This is a genomic window from Haemophilus haemolyticus M19501 (assembly GCF_000222025.1).
Taxonomy (GTDB): Bacteria; Pseudomonadota; Gammaproteobacteria; order Enterobacterales; family Pasteurellaceae; genus Haemophilus; species Haemophilus haemolyticus_G.
The window spans coordinates 101,647-120,249 of sequence record NZ_AFQO01000008.1; the positions used below are offsets into that span (position 1 = coordinate 101,647).

General features: G+C 38.7%; 21 protein-coding genes. 7 read left to right on the top strand and 14 right to left on the bottom strand.

The window, feature by feature from the left end:
• Window positions 1-6 precede the first annotated feature (6 nt).
• The 5 genes from GG9_RS03565 to ribH form a co-directional block, all read right to left on the bottom strand.
• A complete protein-coding gene (locus GG9_RS03565; protein ID WP_005631753.1) occupies window positions 7-636 on the bottom strand; it encodes a LysE family transporter in 630 nt (209 codons plus the stop codon).
• Window positions 636-1,127, bottom strand: coding sequence for a phosphatidylglycerophosphatase A family protein (locus GG9_RS03560; RefSeq protein ID WP_005631756.1), 492 nt, complete (start codon window positions 1,125-1,127; stop codon window positions 636-638). The genes GG9_RS03565 and GG9_RS03560 overlap by 1 nt, the downstream gene beginning before the upstream one ends.
• Window positions 1,124-2,110 (bottom strand): thiamine-phosphate kinase, encoded by a 987-nt coding sequence (thiL, locus tag GG9_RS03555; RefSeq protein WP_005631763.1) that lies wholly within the window; start codon window positions 2,108-2,110, stop codon window positions 1,124-1,126. The genes GG9_RS03560 and thiL overlap by 4 nt, the downstream gene beginning before the upstream one ends.
• A gap of 66 nt (window positions 2,111-2,176) precedes the next feature.
• A complete protein-coding gene (gene nusB, locus GG9_RS03550) occupies window positions 2,177-2,611 on the bottom strand; it encodes a transcription antitermination factor NusB (RefSeq protein WP_005628659.1) in 435 nt (144 codons plus the stop codon).
• 3 nt (window positions 2,612-2,614) lie between these two features.
• The gene (gene ribH / locus GG9_RS03545; protein ID WP_005628657.1) at window positions 2,615-3,088 is read right to left on the bottom strand and encodes a 6,7-dimethyl-8-ribityllumazine synthase; all 474 of its coding nucleotides are present in this window, start codon (window positions 3,086-3,088) and stop codon (window positions 2,615-2,617) included.
• A gap of 227 nt (window positions 3,089-3,315) precedes the next feature.
• Between ribH and asnS the strand changes: the two genes are divergently transcribed.
• Together asnS and can are read left to right on the top strand one after the other, a co-directional pair.
• Complete coding sequence (gene asnS, locus GG9_RS03540; protein WP_005631768.1) at window positions 3,316-4,719, top strand: asparagine--tRNA ligase; 1,404 nt, start codon at window positions 3,316-3,318, stop codon at window positions 4,717-4,719.
• Between the two features lie 75 nt (window positions 4,720-4,794).
• Entirely contained in the window at window positions 4,795-5,484 is a 690-nt protein-coding gene (gene can / locus GG9_RS03535) for a carbonate dehydratase (protein WP_005631770.1), read from the top strand.
• A gap of 26 nt (window positions 5,485-5,510) precedes the next feature.
• On the opposite strand, the gene GG9_RS03530 is transcribed toward can, so the two are convergent.
• From GG9_RS03530 to GG9_RS03515, 4 genes are all read right to left on the bottom strand, one after another.
• A complete protein-coding gene (locus tag GG9_RS03530) occupies window positions 5,511-7,454 on the bottom strand; it encodes an ABC transporter ATP-binding protein (protein ID WP_005631772.1) in 1,944 nt (647 codons plus the stop codon).
• 93 nt (window positions 7,455-7,547) lie between these two features.
• Window positions 7,548-8,903, bottom strand: a complete 1,356-nt coding sequence (locus GG9_RS03525; protein WP_005631774.1) for an anti-phage deoxyguanosine triphosphatase — start codon at window positions 8,901-8,903, stop codon at window positions 7,548-7,550.
• Between the two features lie 122 nt (window positions 8,904-9,025).
• Window positions 9,026-9,721, bottom strand: a complete 696-nt coding sequence (locus GG9_RS03520; RefSeq protein ID WP_005631777.1) for a CidB/LrgB family autolysis modulator — start codon at window positions 9,719-9,721, stop codon at window positions 9,026-9,028.
• A 19-nt stretch (window positions 9,722-9,740) separates the two neighbouring features.
• Window positions 9,741-10,172, bottom strand: coding sequence for a CidA/LrgA family protein (locus GG9_RS03515; RefSeq protein ID WP_005631778.1), 432 nt, complete (start codon window positions 10,170-10,172; stop codon window positions 9,741-9,743).
• 119 nt (window positions 10,173-10,291) lie between these two features.
• On the opposite strand from GG9_RS03515, the gene GG9_RS03510 reads away from it, so the two are divergent.
• Genes GG9_RS03510 through queF form a run of 5 tightly spaced genes read left to right on the top strand, consistent with a single transcriptional unit; the run spans window position 10,292 to window position 14,022 of the window.
• Window positions 10,292-10,786, top strand: a complete 495-nt coding sequence (locus GG9_RS03510) for a thermonuclease family protein (protein WP_005631779.1) — start codon at window positions 10,292-10,294, stop codon at window positions 10,784-10,786.
• The gene (locus tag GG9_RS03505) at window positions 10,776-11,975 is read left to right on the top strand and encodes a cysteine desulfurase (RefSeq protein WP_005631780.1); all 1,200 of its coding nucleotides are present in this window, start codon (window positions 10,776-10,778) and stop codon (window positions 11,973-11,975) included. The genes GG9_RS03510 and GG9_RS03505 overlap by 11 nt, the downstream gene beginning before the upstream one ends.
• The gene (locus tag GG9_RS03500) at window positions 11,972-12,352 is read left to right on the top strand and encodes a SufE family protein (RefSeq protein ID WP_005631781.1); all 381 of its coding nucleotides are present in this window, start codon (window positions 11,972-11,974) and stop codon (window positions 12,350-12,352) included. The genes GG9_RS03505 and GG9_RS03500 overlap by 4 nt, the downstream gene beginning before the upstream one ends.
• Window positions 12,343-13,128, top strand: coding sequence for a Zn-ribbon-containing protein (locus tag GG9_RS03495; protein WP_005631782.1), 786 nt, complete (start codon window positions 12,343-12,345; stop codon window positions 13,126-13,128). The genes GG9_RS03500 and GG9_RS03495 overlap by 10 nt, the downstream gene beginning before the upstream one ends.
• Window positions 13,129-13,182: 54 nt before the next feature.
• Window positions 13,183-14,022, top strand: coding sequence for an NADPH-dependent 7-cyano-7-deazaguanine reductase QueF (gene queF / locus GG9_RS03490; protein ID WP_005631783.1), 840 nt, complete (start codon window positions 13,183-13,185; stop codon window positions 14,020-14,022).
• Between the two features lie 44 nt (window positions 14,023-14,066).
• Here the strand turns inward: queF and GG9_RS03485 are convergent, their stop codons facing one another.
• From GG9_RS03485 to glgX, 5 genes are all read right to left on the bottom strand, one after another.
• Entirely contained in the window at window positions 14,067-14,657 is a 591-nt protein-coding gene (locus GG9_RS03485; protein ID WP_005631784.1) for an IS3 family transposase, read from the bottom strand.
• A complete protein-coding gene (locus GG9_RS09785; protein WP_420167075.1) occupies window positions 14,575-14,775 on the bottom strand; it encodes an IS3 family transposase in 201 nt (66 codons plus the stop codon). The genes GG9_RS03485 and GG9_RS09785 overlap by 83 nt, the downstream gene beginning before the upstream one ends.
• A gap of 95 nt (window positions 14,776-14,870) precedes the next feature.
• The gene (locus GG9_RS03480; protein ID WP_032825100.1) at window positions 14,871-15,224 is read right to left on the bottom strand and encodes a helix-turn-helix domain-containing protein; all 354 of its coding nucleotides are present in this window, start codon (window positions 15,222-15,224) and stop codon (window positions 14,871-14,873) included.
• Window positions 15,225-15,302: 78 nt separating this feature from the next.
• On the bottom strand, window positions 15,303-16,604 hold the full coding sequence (gene glgC, locus GG9_RS03475; RefSeq protein ID WP_005631787.1) for a glucose-1-phosphate adenylyltransferase: 1,302 nt from the start codon (window positions 16,602-16,604) through the stop codon (window positions 15,303-15,305).
• A 22-nt stretch (window positions 16,605-16,626) separates the two neighbouring features.
• Complete coding sequence (gene glgX, locus GG9_RS03470) at window positions 16,627-18,603, bottom strand: glycogen debranching protein GlgX (RefSeq protein ID WP_005631789.1); 1,977 nt, start codon at window positions 18,601-18,603, stop codon at window positions 16,627-16,629.

Below are 18,603 nucleotides of genomic sequence, written 5' to 3' on the forward strand. Positions count from 1 at the left end.
TTTTTATTAATGAATTATTTCGTTGATGCCGCTATAAACAAGCACACAACCAAAAAATAAAAATACGATACCAGCCATATTATCAATATAACGGCTATATTGACTGTATAAACGCTTGGCAATATTACGTGAAAAAATCAATGAAATCACATAAAAATAACAAAATGTTTCTACCACAATCACCATAAAAGCCAAGATAATTTGCCACATTTCAGTGATATTTACTAAGACAAGCGACATCACGCTACTAAAATACACCACGACTTTTGCATTGGATAAATTCACTAAAAGCCCTTTCACAATTTCTTTTTTGATCGTGGTTTGTTGATTGAATTCTGTTGTAGAGTGCGGTTCAAATTGAGCGTATTTTTTACTGCGAGCCATTAAAAAACCGAGATATGCTAGGTAACTACCGCCTAGTAACATAATCACGCCATGTAATGCAGGAATAGTAACGAATAACACCGCCAATCCCAACATAGAAAGCATTCCCCAAAAGGCGATGCCAAGCGTTATGCCTAAAATGCCACAAACTGTATTACGACGAGAGTTACTTGCCGCCATCCTACTTACATAGAAGAAATCAGGCCCCGGCGTCATTAATCCAAATAAATGCACAATGATTAAATTCAGCATCACAACATCCAATACTGAATAGCAAATACGACAATCACGGCATAAATTGCCGCTAATACATCATCGACCATAATACCAAAACCACTTTCTAGTTTTTCGTCAAAATAAAGAATTGGGAATGGTTTTAAAATATCGAAAAAGCGGAATAACACAAAAGCAGCCAAAATCCATTGCCAAGATAATGACGGGATCGCCGCTAATACAATAAATACGCCAACAAATTCATCCCAAACGATAGAACCATGATCGTGCACGCCCATATCTGCTGTGGTTTTTTGACAAAGGTAGCAACCGAGTAGAAAACAAAGTGCGGTAAAAATTAAAAAGATTTTTACGCCTAGTAAAGAAAGTAAAATCACGCCTAAAATTGTTCCAGCCAAACTCCCCCAAGTACCAGGAGCAGGATGAATTAAGCCCGAGCCAAAACCAACAGCAAGCAAATGAATAGGATTTAAAAGAGAGATTTTTTTAAGAGGATTATTTTCTGTCATTTTGATTCCTTAAAATGATCGAAACCACTTGAAAACGTAATATCCACAGGTTTTCCATCCCGTAAAAAACGGGGAGAAAAGTCGCCGCACTTTTCAATGATTTTACCAATACAAGTGCAAGGTACGTTTAGTTTTTTCAAGCGTAATTCTAATTCATCTTTAGATTCGGGCGGTATGCTAAAACAAAGTTCATAATCTTCTCCACCACTTAAGGCAAATTGTTCCGCTTGAGTGCGATCATATTTATTTAAAATCGATGATGAAAGAGGTAATGCAATAAGTTCAACTTCAGCACTACATTGGCTTCGCTCAAGAATATGCCCTAAATCAGAAATTAACCCATCGGAAAGATCAATGGCTGCGTGAGCAATATCAATTAACGCCCGCCCAAGTTCAATTCTAGGTGTGGGTCTAAGATGACGTTGTTGCAGAAAAACATCATCAGAATCAACCGCACTTTTACCTGATAAAATTTGTGTTAAACCTGCTGCGCTATCGCCTAAAGTGCCTGAAACATAAATTAAATCACCAACTTGCGCTTTATGCCGACAAATCGCCTTACCTTTTTCGACAAAACCTTGTGCCGTAATCGTAATAGATAAGTTGCCTTTTGTGGTATCACCACCAATTAATGTGACATTGTATCGCTTTAACGTGTGCAATAAACTTTGGCTAAATGTTGAAAGCCAATTTTCATCTACATTTGGCAAAGTTAATGCCAGTGAAACCCATTTTGGCAATGCCCCCATTGCAGCAAGATCACTTAAATTTGTTGCAACCGCCTTATAAGCTAAATCTTCAGGTGAAATGGTTGGTAAAAAATGCGTATTTTCTACCATTGTATCGGTCGTAATAGCAAGATGATAATTCTCTGGCACGGAAACCAACGCACAATCGTCGCCAATAGATAATTGAACGGAATCATCAACTAATATTTGTTGCTGAAAATATCGTTTAATTAAATCAAATTCACCCATAGCCATTTTTCACCTATCTTATAAAAGAAAAGGCACGCGTTAAAAACGCGCGCCATTTTCAGTTTAAAAGGATTATTTACGCCCTAATGCGGGTGCGATTTTATCAAGTACGCCATTGATATACTTATGGCTTTCATCTGCACCGAATACTTTTGCTACTTCAATCGCTTCATTGATAACCACTTTATATGGCACATCTAATTCAAAGCGTAATTCATAAACGGCCAAACGCAAAATTGCAGTTTCAATAGGATCAAGCTCATCAAAAGCGCGGTCAATATAAGGCGAAATTGAAAAATCAACGGTTTCAATATTTTCTACTGTTTGACGAAATAATTTACGGAAGTAAGGTTTATCTACCCCATCCATATCTTGATCTAACACAAAGGCTAATTCAACTTGTTCTGCAGTATTGCCAGATACCGCCCAAGAATACAAGGCTTGAACAGTACATTCACGCGCACGACGACGAGCAGAAGGCTTTTTCACTTGTTTTTGTTCAGTCATGATTTATGCCGCATCAATTTGTTGAATAAGATTAACCATTTCAAGTGCGGTTAAGGCTGCTTCTGCACCTTTATTACCTGCTTTAGTACCAGCACGTTCAATTGCTTGTTCAATATTTTCTGTGGTTAATACCCCAAAAGCGACAGGGATTTCAGCATCCATTGCAACTTTTCCTAAACCACTGCTTGCTTCCCCTGCTACATATTCAAAGTGTGCAGTACCACCACGGATAACTGTACCTAATGCAACAATCGCATCAAATTTTTTACTTTCAGCTAAACGACGAGCAACTAATGGCAACTCATACGCACCAGGAGCACGCACGATAGTGATATTTTCATCTTTCACTTGGCCGATACGTTTTAATGCATCAATTGCGCCTTCTAATAAACTTTCATTAATAAAACTGTTAAAACGAGCAATTGCTACTGCAACTTTTGCATTAGGTGCTGCGACTGAGCCTTCTAAAACTTTCATATTTTTTCCTATATATTAGCCATAATGATTTTGGCCCGAGATTTTAGCATAAAATCGCGTATATTCAATATTAATAAGGCTTTACCCTATTTTATTTAGGACTCATTTTTAAGGCTATTTTATTGTTCATAACCCGCACCAACACTATATTTTTATGGAAAATTTCCTTCATTAAGGTAAACTATCGGCAATTTTATGTGAATTACATTCAGTTACAGAGGTTTAATATGTCTAAAGTGGCATCAATTGTTGATGTATTACAAGGGAAAGTGGCGATTGGTGAAATCGTCACAGTGCGTGGTTGGGTACGTACCCGTCGCGATTCTAAAGCAGGCTTATCTTTCTTAGCAGTTTATGACGGTTCTTGCTTTGCTCCAATTCAAGCGATTATTAATAACGATATTGAAAATTACGAAAGCGAAATTTTACGTTTAACAACGGGCTGTTCTGTGATTGTAACAGGTAAAGTCGTTGAATCACCTGCAGAAGGACAAGTAGTTGAATTACAAGCAGAAAAAGTGGAAGTGACAGGGTTTGTTGAAGATCCTGATACTTACCCAATGGCAGCAAAACGCCACTCTATCGAATATTTACGCGAGGTAGCTCACTTACGCCCTCGTACCAATATTATTGGTGCGGTCGCACGTGTTCGCCATTGCTTATCTCAAGCAATTCACCGTTTCTTCCATGAGCAAGGTTTCTACTGGGTGGCAACTCCATTAATTACTGCATCAGACACTGAAGGTGCAGGTGAAATGTTCCGTGTTTCTACACTTGATTTAGAAAATCTTCCACGTGGTGAAAATGGAAAAGTAGATTTCAGCCAAGATTTCTTCGGTAAAGAATCATTTTTAACGGTTTCAGGTCAGTTAAACGGCGAAACCTATGCTTGTGCATTAAGCAAAATTTATACTTTCGGTCCTACATTCCGTGCAGAAAACTCAAATACTACCCGTCACTTAGCTGAATTCTGGATGGTTGAACCTGAAGTTGCATTTGCAACTTTAGCGGATAACGCAAAACTTGCAGAAGATATGTTGAAATACGTATTCCGTGCAGTATTGGCTGAGCGTAAAGACGACTTACAATTCTTTGAAAAACATGTAGATAAAGATGTTATTACTCGTCTAGAAAACTTTGTAAACTCAGATTTTGCGCAAATTGACTATACTGATGCCATTGATGTGTTATTAAAATCTGGTAAGAAATTTGAATTCCCTGTTTCTTGGGGTATCGATCTTTCTTCTGAACACGAACGTTTCTTAGCGGAAGAATATTTCAAATCACCAGTTGTGGTGAAAAACTATCCAAAAGACATTAAAGCATTCTATATGCGTTTAAATGATGATGGAAAAACTGTGGCAGCAATGGATGTGTTAGCACCTGGAATTGGTGAAATCATCGGTGGTTCACAACGTGAAGAACGTTTAGACGTGCTTGATAAACGCATGGAAGAAATGGGATTAAATCCTGAAGATTACTGGTGGTATCGTGATCTTCGCAAATACGGTAGCGTTCCACATTCTGGTTTTGGTCTTGGTTTTGAACGTTTAATTGTCTATGTAACTGGCGTGCAAAATATTCGTGATGTAATTCCATTCCCACGCGCGCCAAGAAATGCGAATTTCTAATTCAATTTAACTTTAATATTGACCGCACTTACGCCAAAGTGCGGTCAATTTTTTCAGAATTTTAAGGAAAGTAAAATGGATAAAATTAAACAACTCTTTGCCAACAATTACAGCTGGGCGCAAAGAATGAAAGAAGAAAACTCTACTTACTTCAAAGAGCTTGCGGATCATCAAACGCCACATTACCTTTGGATTGGTTGCTCTGATAGCCGTGTGCCTGCTGAAAAATTGACAAATCTTGAACCAGGCGAGCTTTTTGTTCACCGTAATGTTGCTAACCAAGTAATTCACACAGATTTTAATTGCCTTTCTGTTGTGCAATATGCCGTCGATGTGCTTAAAATTGAACATATTATTATCTGTGGTCACACCAACTGCGGGGGAATTCACGCTGCTATGGCAGATAAAGATTTAGGGCTTATCAACAACTGGCTCCTTCATATTCGTGATATTTGGTTTAAACACGGACATCTTCTCGGTAAACTTTCTCCAGAAAAACGTGCCGATATGCTGACGAAAATTAACGTAGCGGAACAAGTTTACAATCTTGGGCGCACATCAATTGTAAAAAGTGCTTGGGAACGCGGACAAAAACTCTCATTACACGGCTGGGTATATGATGTAAATGATGGATTTTTAGTGGATCAAGGCGTAATGGCAACCAGCAGAGAAACCCTTGAAATTTCCTATCGAAACGCTATTGCTCGTTTATCAATACTTGATGAAGAAAATATTTTGAAAAAAGATCATCTTGAAAATACATAAAAAAACGCCCTTTCGGGCGTTATTTTTTAAGCTTTACCGTCAGTCAAATTTTTCTTTTCTTCCAATTCTTCCCAGCGTAAAAATGCTGTTTCTAATTCGGCTTCAGTATCCGCCAATTCTTTTAATTTAGCATCGGTAATATCATGAGCCTGTTGGAAAAATGCTGGATCGGCTATTTCAGCTTGAAGTACGGTGATTTTAGTTTCCAACTTTTCCAATAGTTGTGGAAGTTGTTCTAGCTCTCGTTGTTCTTTATAAGAAAGTTTCACGGATTTCGGCTTAGAAGTGCGGTCATTTTTCACCGCACTTTCTTCTTTTAGTGGTTCAGATTTCTTCGCTTTAGCCTGTTCTTCCACTGCTTTGCTTGCCCAGAAATTGGCTTGTTGCTGTTTCGCATCAAAGAATCCTCCCACATACTTATTCAAAAGCCCTTCGCCTTCGAATAAATAACATTCTGTCGCAGTATTATCGATAAATTGACGGTCGTGGCTCACAATTAACAATGTGCCTTGATAATCAGTCAAAATTTCTTCTAAAAGCTCCAATGTTTCTACATCAAGGTCATTAGTTGGTTCGTCAAGAATCAATAAATTATTTGGTTTGAGTAATAATTTTGCGAGCAATAAACGATTTCGTTCTCCCCCCGATAAGGCTTTAACTGGGGTCATTGCACGTTTGGGTGGGAACAAGAAATCTTGCAAATACCCTAGTACATGGCGTTTTACACCATTGACTTCAATATCTTGTTTACCATCCGCCACATTATCCATTACGGTTTTTTCAGGATCTAAATCAGCACGATATTGGTCAAAATAAGCAATATCTAATTTAGTACCACAACGAATTTTACCTGATGTTGGCTGAATTTCACCCAACAATAATTTAATGAACGTGGTTTTCCCACAGCCATTTGGCCCAACAAGGGCAATTTTGTCTCCACGTAAAATGGTTGTTGAAAAATCTTTTAACAAAGTTTTTCCTGCGATTTCATAGCTCACATCTTCCATTTCAAAGACAATTTTACCTGAACGACTTGAGGTATCTAACTGTAATTTGGCTGTTCCCATTACGTCACGGCGTTGGCGGCGTTCCTCACGCATCGCTTTTAATGCTCGCACTCGCCCTTCATTTCTTGTACGGCGCGCTTTGATACCTTGGCGAATCCACACTTCTTCCTGTGCAAGACGTTTATCAAATAATTCATTCTGCAAGGCTTCAACGCGTAGATTTTCTTCTTTCGTGGTTAAATATAAATCGTAATTTCCAGGATAAGACACTAATTGACCGCGATCTAAATCCACAATGCGTGTTGCCATTTTTCGAATAAAAGAACGGTCATGGGAAATAAATACAATACTACCTTGGAAATCCAGTAAGAAATTTTCCAACCATTCAATAGCTTCCACATCCAAGTGGTTGGTTGGTTCATCAAGTAATAACACATCAGGATCGCACACTAATGCACGTGCTAATGCTGCTTTACGTAACCAACCGCCCGAAAGTGCGGATAATTTTGTGTTTGGATTTAAGCCTAGTTTTAACAACACTTCATTGATTTTATTTTCAAATCGCCAGCCATCAGCGTGTTCTAATTTAGCCTGAACTTGCTCTAATTGACTTAAAATTTGATCACTGTAATTTTCTTCCAATTGAACAGAAATATGATGATATTCTTTCAATAAATCCGTTAAATGCCCTACGCCTTCCGCGACATAATCAAAAATATTGCCTTGCGCATTACGCGGTGGGTCTTGTTCTAAACGAGAAACCACAAGATCTTTTTCGTATTGGATTTTGCCATCATCCATGAGCACATCGCCTGCGATAATTTTCAATAAAGTTGATTTACCTGCGCCGTTACGCCCAACTAAACAAACGCGTTCATTCGGTTCAATATGTAATTCTGCGTGATCTAACAAAGGTGCATCACTAAAGGAAAGGTATCCATTGGTTAAACTAATTAATGCCACAACTGCCCCATAAAAATTCAGTGAAAATTAACCGCACTATTCTATACGGTTTGCATAAAAAATCCCATCAATTCGATGGGATTCTCTCTTAAATCAAAGTTGTTGATATACCCGCAATGCGTGTGCATCCGACATGCCTGCAATATAATCGCAAATAATCCGTTTCTTTCCTTCTTCTGGTGCATTACACCAACAATTTGCAGTATTTCGCGGTAATAAACGTTCTGGATCAGATTCAAAAATCTGGAACATTTCTGTCAACATTCTCTGCCCTTTATATTCGATTCGTTGGGTATCCACATTGCGAATAACATAATCCCAAACGAATTTTTTAAATACACCAAGTGCAGCAATCACTTCAGGTGGTAACTCCGCGTTATAACGCAACAAAGGTTCATCAAAATTTGCCGTTAATTTCCACCGCACATTGGTAATAAAAAAGTTCACCAATGCACCAATCGCTTGCTTGCGCTCAAAATGTTTATCAGAGAAAAGTCGTTGGCTAATTGAATCAATATTTTCATGCAACCAAGCTGAAGGAATTTGTTTCAATGCAGTATGTGCCGATTGCCATTGATGAGGATTGACAACACCAGTCACAATCGCATCTTCTAAATCATGCACGCCATAGGCAATATCATCAGCCAATTCCATAATGCTGCAATCCAGAGATTTAAACCGAGTATGTAAAGATTCAGCTGAATTTTCCCGCACTTTTTTAAATTGACAGAATAAAGTGCGGTCATTTTCAGAAAGATTTTCCAGCAACCAATTAAACATTTTTAAATCATCGCGGAAAATGCCTTTTCCTGGAATCCAATCGTGAATACGCACAAAACGAGGAGCAATATTGCGAGAAAAATTAAGTTCTGCATATTGAGGCGAAGCCACATCTAACAACGCGGGATATTTCACTACCCCCAATAGCGTTCTACGCGTTAGATTCATCCCTGCATTTTCAGTATAAGGCTCAAGTTTTGTTAAAATTCTAAAGGTTTGTGCATTGCCTTCAAAACCGCCCTGCTCTGCCATCATATAGTTTAATGCCGTTTCGCCACCATGCCCAAAAGGCGGATGCCCAATATCATGAGCAAAGCACAAACTCTCAATAAGATCGTTACTCGGCAATAAAGGTTTTAATTGTTTTTGCAACTCGTTTTTATCAATATTTAATGTTTGCGAAAGGCTTTCAAAGGTTTCTAAAAATTTAAGCTGTGCAACGAGGCTGCTGCCAATCTGTGCGACTTCTAAAGAATGGGTTAAGCGAGTGCGATAAAAATCATTTTCGCCAATCGCGTGAATTTGGGTTTTCGCCTGTAAGCAACGAAAAGCAGCAGAATGTAAAATTCGCCCACGATCCCGACGAAATGGTGGACGATTATCTTTTTCGCGTGGCGGATCGGGAAGAAAACGTTCTGTCCAAGAAGAATCAATGATAAGTGGTTTCATATCGCTTTATTTTATTGCGTTTTTCTGCATTATCTAATCATTTAGCACAAAAAACAACCGCACTTTATCTAGAACAAACAAAATCTAGAATGAATAAAGTGCGGTTGAATTTTTATTGATATTTAAACAAAGAAATAAATCAGCTTAAATACAAATGGCGCGAGAATAGAACTAATAATCCCACAAAGCACAAGAGAAATAGAACTGTAACTGCCTGCAGTTGGGTTGGTTTCCATACAACTTACCGTACCAAGTGCGTGGGACACTGCCCCAACCGATAAGCCAATTGCTTCTTGATGTTTAACGCGTAATTTTTTCAACACTAAATAACCAAATACAGAACCTTGCAAGCCTGCAACAACGACCCCAACAGCGGTTACGGCTGGAATCCCGCCTAGATTATGCGAAACTTCCATCGCGATTGGTGTGGTGATTGATTTTGGTAATACCGTCGCCACCATTTCAGGTGATGCGCCAAGTATGAGCGCTAACACCGCCCCACTTAGCATCGAGAAAAAAGACGCGATCACCACAATAGATAAAATAATCTTCCATTGTTTGGCAATTTGGCGAAGTTGCTCATAAAGAGGTAATGCAAGAGCAACAATACTCAAGCCAAGTAAATTATTAATAGGCGCATTTCCTGCCATATAATCATCATAAGGAATCTTGCCTATCACTAAAATCACGACCAAAATTAATACCGTTAAAATAAAAGTATTAAAAATCATTGATTTCCAACGTTTGCTAATTTGTAGTGCGAGCCAAAATCCGAAAATTGTCAAAAATGTATAAAGATAAATAATGTACTGCTGCATATAAAACTTTCCCACTATATTAAGCTGATTCATTCATTTGTTTAGCTTGGTTTTCACGGCGTTTAATCACTTTTTTACGTTTATGTGTAAAAGATTGTAAATGGAATAAATGATTCCCTAACAAGCCCATGATGACCAACGTTACGCAAGTGCTGACAACATTAGGAATCAGTAAAATATTCACTTGTTCTATTAATAAATCTGAATACTTAATGATTCCAACACTCACTGGCACAAAAAGCACCGCCATAAAACGAATTAATAAGCTCGCGCCTAAATAAATCCAATCTAAATGAATTAATCGTGTCGTTAAACCTAAAAAGAGTAATAACAATCCCCAAATACTCCCAGGTACACCGGCTGGCACATAATGAGCGATAAGATTTCCGAGATATAACATAATGTACAAAATGACCAACGAACGGGCCAATAAAAATGATTTTTGAATCATATACAACCTTTTTTTTCAACTTTTCTCATAATGTTTCAAAATTATTTTACGCTTTTTTTTTCTGAATTGACCAGTTTTTTTCGGTAAAATAACCAGACTTAGATCAAGAACCTTGCAAAATGATAAATCAAAAAATACTATTGACGAGTTTATTACTCATTTTCACCGCTCTTTCTGCTTGTTCTCGCGAAAAAAATACTTGTCGCGTGGTTAAAATTAGTGATGGCGATACGCTCACTTGCCTAGCTAAAGGCAATAAATCCATTAAAGTTCGTTTAGCCGAAATCGACGCGCCAGAAAAAAAACAAGCTTTTGGACAAAAATCTAAAAAAGCGTTATCTGATATGGTTTACCTTCGTGATGTACGTCTTTCTTTAAAAGGTCAAGATCGCTATCAACGCACATTGGCAATTGTTTATTATCAAGATAAAAATATTAATTTAGAAATGGTTAAACAAGGTATGGCATGGGCTTATAAGCAATATTCCCATAATCCGATTTATCTTCAAGCGCAAGAAAATGCACAAGCCAAAGGAATTGGTCTTTGGGCGGACAATAATCCGATTGAACCAAGTCAATGGCGCAGACAAGAGAAAAATCAATATGGCTTTTGATTATCAAACTTTCCGTCAAGAATTTCCTTATTTCCAACGTGAAGATGCGGTTGTTTATTTAGATAACGCTGCCACCTCGTTGAAACCTCAAGTATTAATTGATCGCACCGCCGAATTTTATGTTTCTGCAGGCTCGGTGCATCGTAGCCAATATGATTCAGCCCAAACTGTGCAATATGAACAGGCTCGCACACAAGTTAAAGAATGGGTTAATGCTGAAGATAAACGCGCTGTTATTTGGACTTCGGGTACAACTCACGCGATTAACTTAGTGGCAAATGGATTGCTACCGCAATTAAATGCAGAAGATGAAATTCTGGTTAGCCAAGCAGATCATCATGCCAATTTTGTCACTTGGCATGAAACGGCGAAAAAGTGCGGTGCAAAAATTCGAGTTTTACCGGTTTTAGATAATTGGCTAATTGATAAAAATGCGCTTATTTCTGCACTTTCTGAAAAAACAAAACTGGTTGCTCTGAATTTTGTTTCAAATGTCACGGGCACAGAACAGCCAATTAAACGCCTGATTCAACTTATTAGAAAACATAGCAATGCCTTGGTTTTAGTGGATGCTGCACAAGCGATTAGTCATATCAAAATTGATTTACAAGATTTAGATGCAGACTTTCTCGCATTTTCTGCCCATAAAATTTATGGCCCAAATGGGATCGGTGTTTTAACAGGAAAATTGACCGCACTTTCTCAACTTCAACCGCTCTTTTTCGGTGGAAAAATGGTTGATCGTGTATCAAATGATCGAATTACTTTTGCCGAGTTGCCTTATCGTTTAGAAGCTGGCACACCCAATATTGCTGGGGTTATTGGCTTTAATGCCATACTGAATTGGCTACAAAAATGGGATTTTACCGCAGCAGAACAGCACGCTATATCTTTGGCTGAATCCGTCAAAGTGCGGTTAAAATCTTACGAGAATTTCCGATTATTCGATTCCCCTCAACCAAGCACCGTTGTTTGTTTTGTATTTGACGGCATTGACTGTTCTGATCTTTCAACGCTTTTGAGCGAACAAAATATTGCGCTTCGTGTGGGCGAACATTGCGCCCAGCCTTATTTAGCACGCTTAGGCGAACGCACCACATTGCGTCTTTCTTTTGCGCCTTATAATACGCAAAAAGATGTAGAGGCATTCTTTACCGCCTTAGATAAAGCACTGGATTTATTACAATGATAGAACAATTAAAACAAGCTAAAAATTGGGAAGATCGCTATCGCCTGATTATTCAAGCAGGCAAAAATTTACCTCGCCCAAGCGATAATGAACTCGCTCAAATGCAACCTATTACTGGCTGCGAAGCACAAATGTGGTTTCAAATTATGCCTAAACATGACCGCACTTTTCAATTCAGCGGATTTAGCGAAGCCAGAATTATGAATGGCTTGCTTTGGATTTTATTCAATCAAATCAATGGCAAAACAGCGGATGAATTGAATACATTTGATATTATTGCCTTTTTTAGCGAACTCGGCATTTCACAACGTTTAAGTGAAATGCGTTTAAACGGCTTAAACCAAATCAGACAGCAATTAAAAAATTTATGTATTTAATCGAAACCTATTTTCGCCTGACTACGCTTGAAAATAACATTGAATCGCAAAGCCGTTTACTTAATACAGTGATCGATCAATGGCGGTATAACGGGCAAATTATCGGACGTGAAATTCCTTTATATTTAGCGGAAGAAGATGGCGCACAAGGCTTTGCTATGCGTGTCATTTGCCCTGAGCAAGATAGTCTTTTCCCGCAAAATAATAACGCAGAAGTGAATCGCGCATTACAAGAAGCCGAAAAGTGCGGTGTAATTTTTGATGGTTTTCAAGTTGTGGGCGATGATTTCAATTCAGATCAAACGGCTGAAAATACATCGCCAGCTTGGCAAGTACTTTACACAACTCATTTACAAAATTGCTCTCCGATTCATAGTGGAGAAAATCTCGCACCAATTCCGTTGTATAAACAGTTGAAAAATCAGCCGCACTTAAGCCAAGATCTGATTAAATGGCAAGAAAATTGGCAAGCCTGCGATCAACTACAAATGAATGGTGCGGTATTAGAACAACAATCTTTGGCAGAAATTTCGGAGCACCAAAGCACCCTTTCAAAACATGGGCGCTATTTAGCCCAAGAAATAGAAAAAGAAACCAGCATACCGACTTACTATTATTTATATCGTGTAGGTGGACAATCTTTAGAATCTGAAAAATCCCGTTGCTGCCCTTCTTGTGGTGCAAATTGGGCGTTAAAAGACGCGATTTTTGATACCTTTCATTTTAAATGCGATACCTGTCGATTAGTTTCGAATCTATCGTGGAATTTTTTGTAATTAATTTATAAAGTGTCGAAATTTGCAAAACTCGAACACCTAATCGGAGAAAAGATGAATTACCAAGACAACAGCTTAAAATCCTTAAAACTCGGTCAAAAAACAGAATATGCCTCTCAATATGACCGCACTTTATTACAGCCTGTGCCACGCGCGTTAAATCGTGATGGATTGGGCATTACTCAAAACCAACCATTTACTATCGGTGCCGATATTTGGACGGCTTATGAAATCTCTTGGCTCAATGAAAAAGGCTTGCCACAAGTGGCTATCGCAGACATTTATCTGGATTATCAAAGCCAAAATTTGATTGAATCAAAAAGTTTTAAACTTTATTTAAATAGCTTCAACCAAAGCAAATTTGCCGACTTCAACTCCGTTCAACAAACAATGCAACGCGATTTAAGCGAATGTGCGCAAGGCGATGTAAAAGTGCGGTTAAATCCAGTGACAGTTTATGATTCTCAAAAAATTGATCATTTACAAGGCGATTGCATTGATGAACAAGATATTGAAATTACCAGCTACGAATTTAACGCTGATTGGCTAAAAGATTGCGTATCTGATGAAATTGTTGAAGAAAAATTAGTCAGTCATTTGTTGAAATCTAACTGCCTGATTACCAATCAACCAGACTGGGGAACGTTACATATTCACTATATTGGTAAAAAAATCAATCACGAAAAATTATTGCGTTACGTTGTATCGTTCCGTCAACACAATGAATTCCACGAACAATGTGTCGAACGTATTTTTTGTGATTTAATGCACTACGCAAAACCAGAAAAACTCACCGTGTACGCACGCTATACTCGACGTGGCGGATTAGACATCAACCCGTTCCGCTCTAATTTTGAGAATTTACCTGAAAATTTAAGATTGGCGAGACAGTAAAAAAATGCGGTGAAAATTTGATCTGACCCCAAAAAGTTAGACTGTTATTTAAAGGATTGTTTTCGATATTGTATCGGACTCAGTCCTTTTAATTTTAATTGAATCCGTCGGTGATTATAGTAATCCAAATAATCCCTGACGGCATCAACTATCTCTTCTTTTGTTTTAAATTCCCGACCATAAAAACATTCTGTTTTTAATCGTCCAAAGAAACTTTCCATCACGGCATTGTCCAAGCAACTCCCTTTTCTCGACATACTTTGAATGATGCCATGTTCAGCTAAGATTCGACGATAAGCCACCATTTGATATTGCCAGCCTTGGTCTGAATGTAAAATGACACCACAAGCTTTATTTAATCCTTTGACGGCTTGCATTAATATGTCCTCTACTTGCGCCCAGTTTGGGGAATAGCTGAGATTATAGGAGACTATCTCATTGTTAAATAAGTCTAAAATTGGGGATAAATAGACTTTACTTCCATCTTTCGCCTTAAACTCGGTGATATCAGTTACCCATTTTTGTTTCGGGGCCGTTGCACTAAAATCGCGTTCAAGATGATTCGGTGCAATCCCCCCTATCGTGCCTCGATAGGTGGTAAATTTCTTGCTTTTTTGACCGCACTTGAAGCCCAAATGCCTGCATTAAGCGTTGGACTTTTTTATGATTCACACCTGGCAAACAGGCATGAACACGTCGGTAGCCATAATCAGGATGATTAGCTTTGATGCATTGAATGGTCTTTTTCAACAACTCATCCTTATCCAGTTTAATCTGACGTTTAGCAAAAAACGTACTACGCGCTAACTGTGCAAAGCCTAAAAGCCATTTTAACGGATAGCGTGTTCTTAACCTTTGGATAATTTCCGGGGCCCGGCTTCGTCCTGAAGTCTGAGCCTTCTCAACTCCTTTAGGTAGGCCACCTCCGCTTCAAGCTGTAAAATTCTCAAACGTAAGCGCTCTTCTTCAGTTTTGGGTGGCGGTGGCATTCTGGCATATTTAGGTTTCATAGGCGGTCGTCCTGATGGTTTACAGGGAATAAGTCCATTTATGCCACTTTTTTCAAACCGTTTCAACCACGTCCCGACTAAGGCGTTGGAAGGAATATTATAAAAACGCGCAGCTTCTCTAATACTCATTTTCCCATTCAAAATAGGTTGGAGAACCTGTAATTTAAATTCTATTGTGTAGTGTTTACCCATAAAAATCTGCACCTCAATTGTTGGTTTGTTGAGTCCAACTTTTGGGGTGCCGATCAATTTTGACCGCACTTTTCCTAACTAATCTAAATGTCCTTCTTCGCCAATCTCATGTCCCTCAAGTTTCTTTAACATTTTCGAGGTCACAAGAATCACTTTACCTGTTGAGCTAATACGGAAACGTTTTTTATCTTCTTCCATATTCACACCAATTTCCATGCCATCCGGAATAATACATTCACGGTCGAGAATACAGTTTTTCAATATACAATTCTTACCGATTTTAACTTGTGGCAATACCACGCAATGATCCACTTTTGAAAAAGCATCAATTTTAACGCGATCGAATAGCACGGAATTACTGATAGAGGCATCAGTAATCACACAACCACCGCCAATTAAAGAATTATCGACTGGATGAACATTTGAATTTTTGTAGAAGAATTTTGATGGGTAAGCTTGAATTGGATTACCGCGAATTGGCCAACTTTGGTCATAAATATCAAGCTGTGGATTTTCAGATACTAAATCAATATTAGATTGCCAGAAGCTATCTAATGTACCCACATCACGCCAATAAATTTCACCTTCAGTATTGCGCCCCATGCAAGAACGGCTGAAAGGATGCGCATAAAGAGTTTCTTCTGCTAAACATTTTGGCAATACATCTTTACCAAAATCGTGGCTAGTTTGTGGTGTATTGACCTCTCTCTCCAACATTTTGTAAAGATAATCCGCATCAAACACATAAATCCCCATTGATGCGAGTGAAATATCAGGTTTACCTACCATTGCTGGCGGATCTTTTGGTTTTTCAACAAAGGCTTTTACTTTTAAATTTTCGTTTACCGCCATGACACCAAATTCATGAGCTTCAGAGCGTGGTACTTCAATACAGCCCACCGTACATTTTGCACCGCTGTTAACATGGTCCATCAACATGACGCTATAGTCTTGTTTGTAAATATGGTCACCCGCTAAGATCAAGACATATTTAGGGCGATAGTGATCACGAATAATCGCCATATTTTGATAAACAGCATCCGCCGTACCACGATACCAAGTTGAATCATCAATTTGTTGACGAGCAGGAAGCATATCAACAAACTCCCCTTTTTCTTGTGGTAAGAAAGACCAACCTGTTTGCAAATGACGAAGTAAAGAGTGTGCCGCGTATTGAGTCACTACACCAATTCGGTTCAAACCAGAGTTAATACAATTAGAAAGTGCAAAGTCAATAATACGGCGGTTACCACCAAAATAAAGGGCAGGTTTTGCACGTTTATCGGTAAGTTCATGCAAGCGTGAACCACGTCCACCCGCAAGAATAAGCACCAAAGTATTTTTAACTAAATCATATTTATTAAGGTCGCCAGCTTTCATAAGGATCTCCATAATCTTATAGTTATTCGTCACTCAGCATACAAAAGCCCATTGAGCTAAGCTCTGCTTGTTGTGCATCGAGGGTTAAATTATGTGTGCCGATTTGAGGTTTCCATTTTCCATCGGGTAAGTGAAAAACCTGTCCTTCGGCTTTGGCATTAATCAATAAAAGACAATGCTTATCTAAAACTACTTGTAATGCTTTGGTTTGTTGATTTTGCCAATCGTCAACTGTCATCTGGTTACCGTGAATGTTAAGCCATTGCACATTGTCACCTGACCACCATTGATTCCGATTTAAACTACCAATTTGCTTACGCGCTGCAATCGTTTGATTGGTCAGTTCAAATAATTCCTTGTTAAAATTTGCCCATTTCAGCCAAGTAATTTCGTTATCTTGGCAATAGGCATTATTGTTACCATATTGAGTGTTGCCAAACTCATCACCCGCCAAAAGCATAGGCGTGCCATTCGCCAGCAATAAACTCATTAATAATCCGCTTTGTGCAAAAGTGCGGTTATTTTCCACCGCACTTTTTTGCGGTTCAGAAAGGCATTCAGTAGAACCTTCTACCCCATGGTTATAACTGTAATTTTCATTGCGACCATCACGATTTTCTTCACCATTTGCTTCGTTATGTTTTTGGTTATAACTCACTAAATCTTGCATGACGAAACCATCATGGGCGGTAATAAAATTAAGCGTTGTGTGTGGCAAGCGATCATTTTTCTTAAATAAATCGCTAGAACCTGCAAAGCGTTCTGCAAATGCGCCGATTTCACCACTTTTCCATAACCAAAAACGGCAAAGATCATCACGGAAACGATCATTCCATTCAGCAAAGTAACTTGGGAAATTTCCGACTTGATAGCCGTAATGTCCGATATCCCAAGGCTCTGCAATCAATTTAATATTTTGTAAACTTGGCTCATTTTTTATGTCAGTAAAAAGCTGAGCTTGTGCATTAAAATCTGGTGTATCACGCCCAAGCACGGAGGCTAAATCAAATCGAAAACCATCAACATGACACTGTTCAGCCCAATAACATAAACAATCTACGACCCATTTTCGCCCAACATCAGAGGATAAATTGAGCATATTGCCGCAGCCTGTCCAATTGATATAACGCCCTTGATCGTTGCGCCAATAGTAAGTTTGATCATCAATACCACGCTGGCAGAATGTTGGGTAAGTTTGCTCTGACTCTGCGGAATGGTTAAATACCACGTCTAAAATAACTTCAATGCCCGCTTTGTGAAACGCCTTCACCATCGCTTTAAATTCTGCTAATGCATTATTTGTTGCCGCATATTTAGGTTCCACCGCAAACATCGCTAAGGGATTGTATCCCCAATAATTTTGTAAACCTCGAGCTTGTAAGTGCGGTTCATTTATATGGAAATTTACAGGCAGCAATTCCACTGCTGTCACGCCTAATTCTTTTAAATAAGCTAAATTAATAGGATGACTTAAGCCCGCATAGGTGCCGCGTAATTCAGCAGGAATCTTGTCGTTAAGTTGGCTAAAACCTTTAACGTGCAATTCATACACAATGGTTTCCGCCCAAGGCGTATTGGGTGCTGTTTCATTTTCCCAATCAAAATCTTCTGGAATAATCACCGCTCTTGGCGCAATATGAGCATTATCGCGATGATCATTCATTAAGAACCAAGAACGACTTTCTTCAGTAGTTAAATCCGGTTTCCCATTCACCGCTTTAGCATAAGGATCGAGCATTAATTTATTCGGGTTAGCATGTTCGCCGTGAATGCGGAATCCATATTCTGTCCCAACCTCAACGCCTGCTACAGCTAAATGCCATACATTATTTGTGCGAACCATAGGAAAGCGCGTTTCCTTATCACCATAAAAAAGGCAAAGTTCCACACCACTCGCTGCAGCAGAGAACAGTGCAAAATTAGTCACCTTCACGCCATTCTCGGTAAATATTGAATAGCCCATTGGCGCTGGTTTGCCGTTGTTATAAATCGTAAACAT

Coding starts and splice junctions, on each gene's coding strand:
- asnS (WP_005631768.1), top strand. CDS start 3,316: ATGTCTAAAGTGGCATCAATTGTTGATGTATTACAAGGGAAAGTGGCG.
- thiL (WP_005631763.1), bottom strand. CDS start 2,110: ATGGCTATGGGTGAATTTGATTTAATTAAACGATATTTTCAGCAACAA.
- can (WP_005631770.1), top strand. CDS start 4,795: ATGGATAAAATTAAACAACTCTTTGCCAACAATTACAGCTGGGCGCAA.
- ribH (WP_005628657.1), bottom strand. CDS start 3,088: ATGAAAGTTTTAGAAGGCTCAGTCGCAGCACCTAATGCAAAAGTTGCA.
- GG9_RS03560 (WP_005631756.1), bottom strand. CDS start 1,127: ATGACAGAAAATAATCCTCTTAAAAAAATCTCTCTTTTAAATCCTATT.
- glgX (WP_005631789.1), bottom strand. CDS start 18,603: ATGTTTACGATTTATAACAACGGCAAACCAGCGCCAATGGGCTATTCA.
- GG9_RS03510 (WP_005631779.1), top strand. CDS start 10,292: ATGATAAATCAAAAAATACTATTGACGAGTTTATTACTCATTTTCACC.
- glgC (WP_005631787.1), bottom strand. CDS start 16,604: ATGAAAGCTGGCGACCTTAATAAATATGATTTAGTTAAAAATACTTTG.
- GG9_RS03505 (WP_005631780.1), top strand. CDS start 10,776: ATGGCTTTTGATTATCAAACTTTCCGTCAAGAATTTCCTTATTTCCAA.
- GG9_RS03565 (WP_005631753.1), bottom strand. CDS start 636: ATGCTGAATTTAATCATTGTGCATTTATTTGGATTAATGACGCCGGGG.
- GG9_RS03520 (WP_005631777.1), bottom strand. CDS start 9,721: ATGCAGCAGTACATTATTTATCTTTATACATTTTTGACAATTTTCGGA.
- GG9_RS03515 (WP_005631778.1), bottom strand. CDS start 10,172: ATGATTCAAAAATCATTTTTATTGGCCCGTTCGTTGGTCATTTTGTAC.
- GG9_RS03500 (WP_005631781.1), top strand. CDS start 11,972: ATGATAGAACAATTAAAACAAGCTAAAAATTGGGAAGATCGCTATCGC.
- queF (WP_005631783.1), top strand. CDS start 13,183: ATGAATTACCAAGACAACAGCTTAAAATCCTTAAAACTCGGTCAAAAA.
- GG9_RS03525 (WP_005631774.1), bottom strand. CDS start 8,903: ATGAAACCACTTATCATTGATTCTTCTTGGACAGAACGTTTTCTTCCC.
- GG9_RS03480 (WP_032825100.1), bottom strand. CDS start 15,224: ATGGGTAAACACTACACAATAGAATTTAAATTACAGGTTCTCCAACCT.
- nusB (WP_005628659.1), bottom strand. CDS start 2,611: ATGACTGAACAAAAACAAGTGAAAAAGCCTTCTGCTCGTCGTCGTGCG.
- GG9_RS03495 (WP_005631782.1), top strand. CDS start 12,343: ATGTATTTAATCGAAACCTATTTTCGCCTGACTACGCTTGAAAATAAC.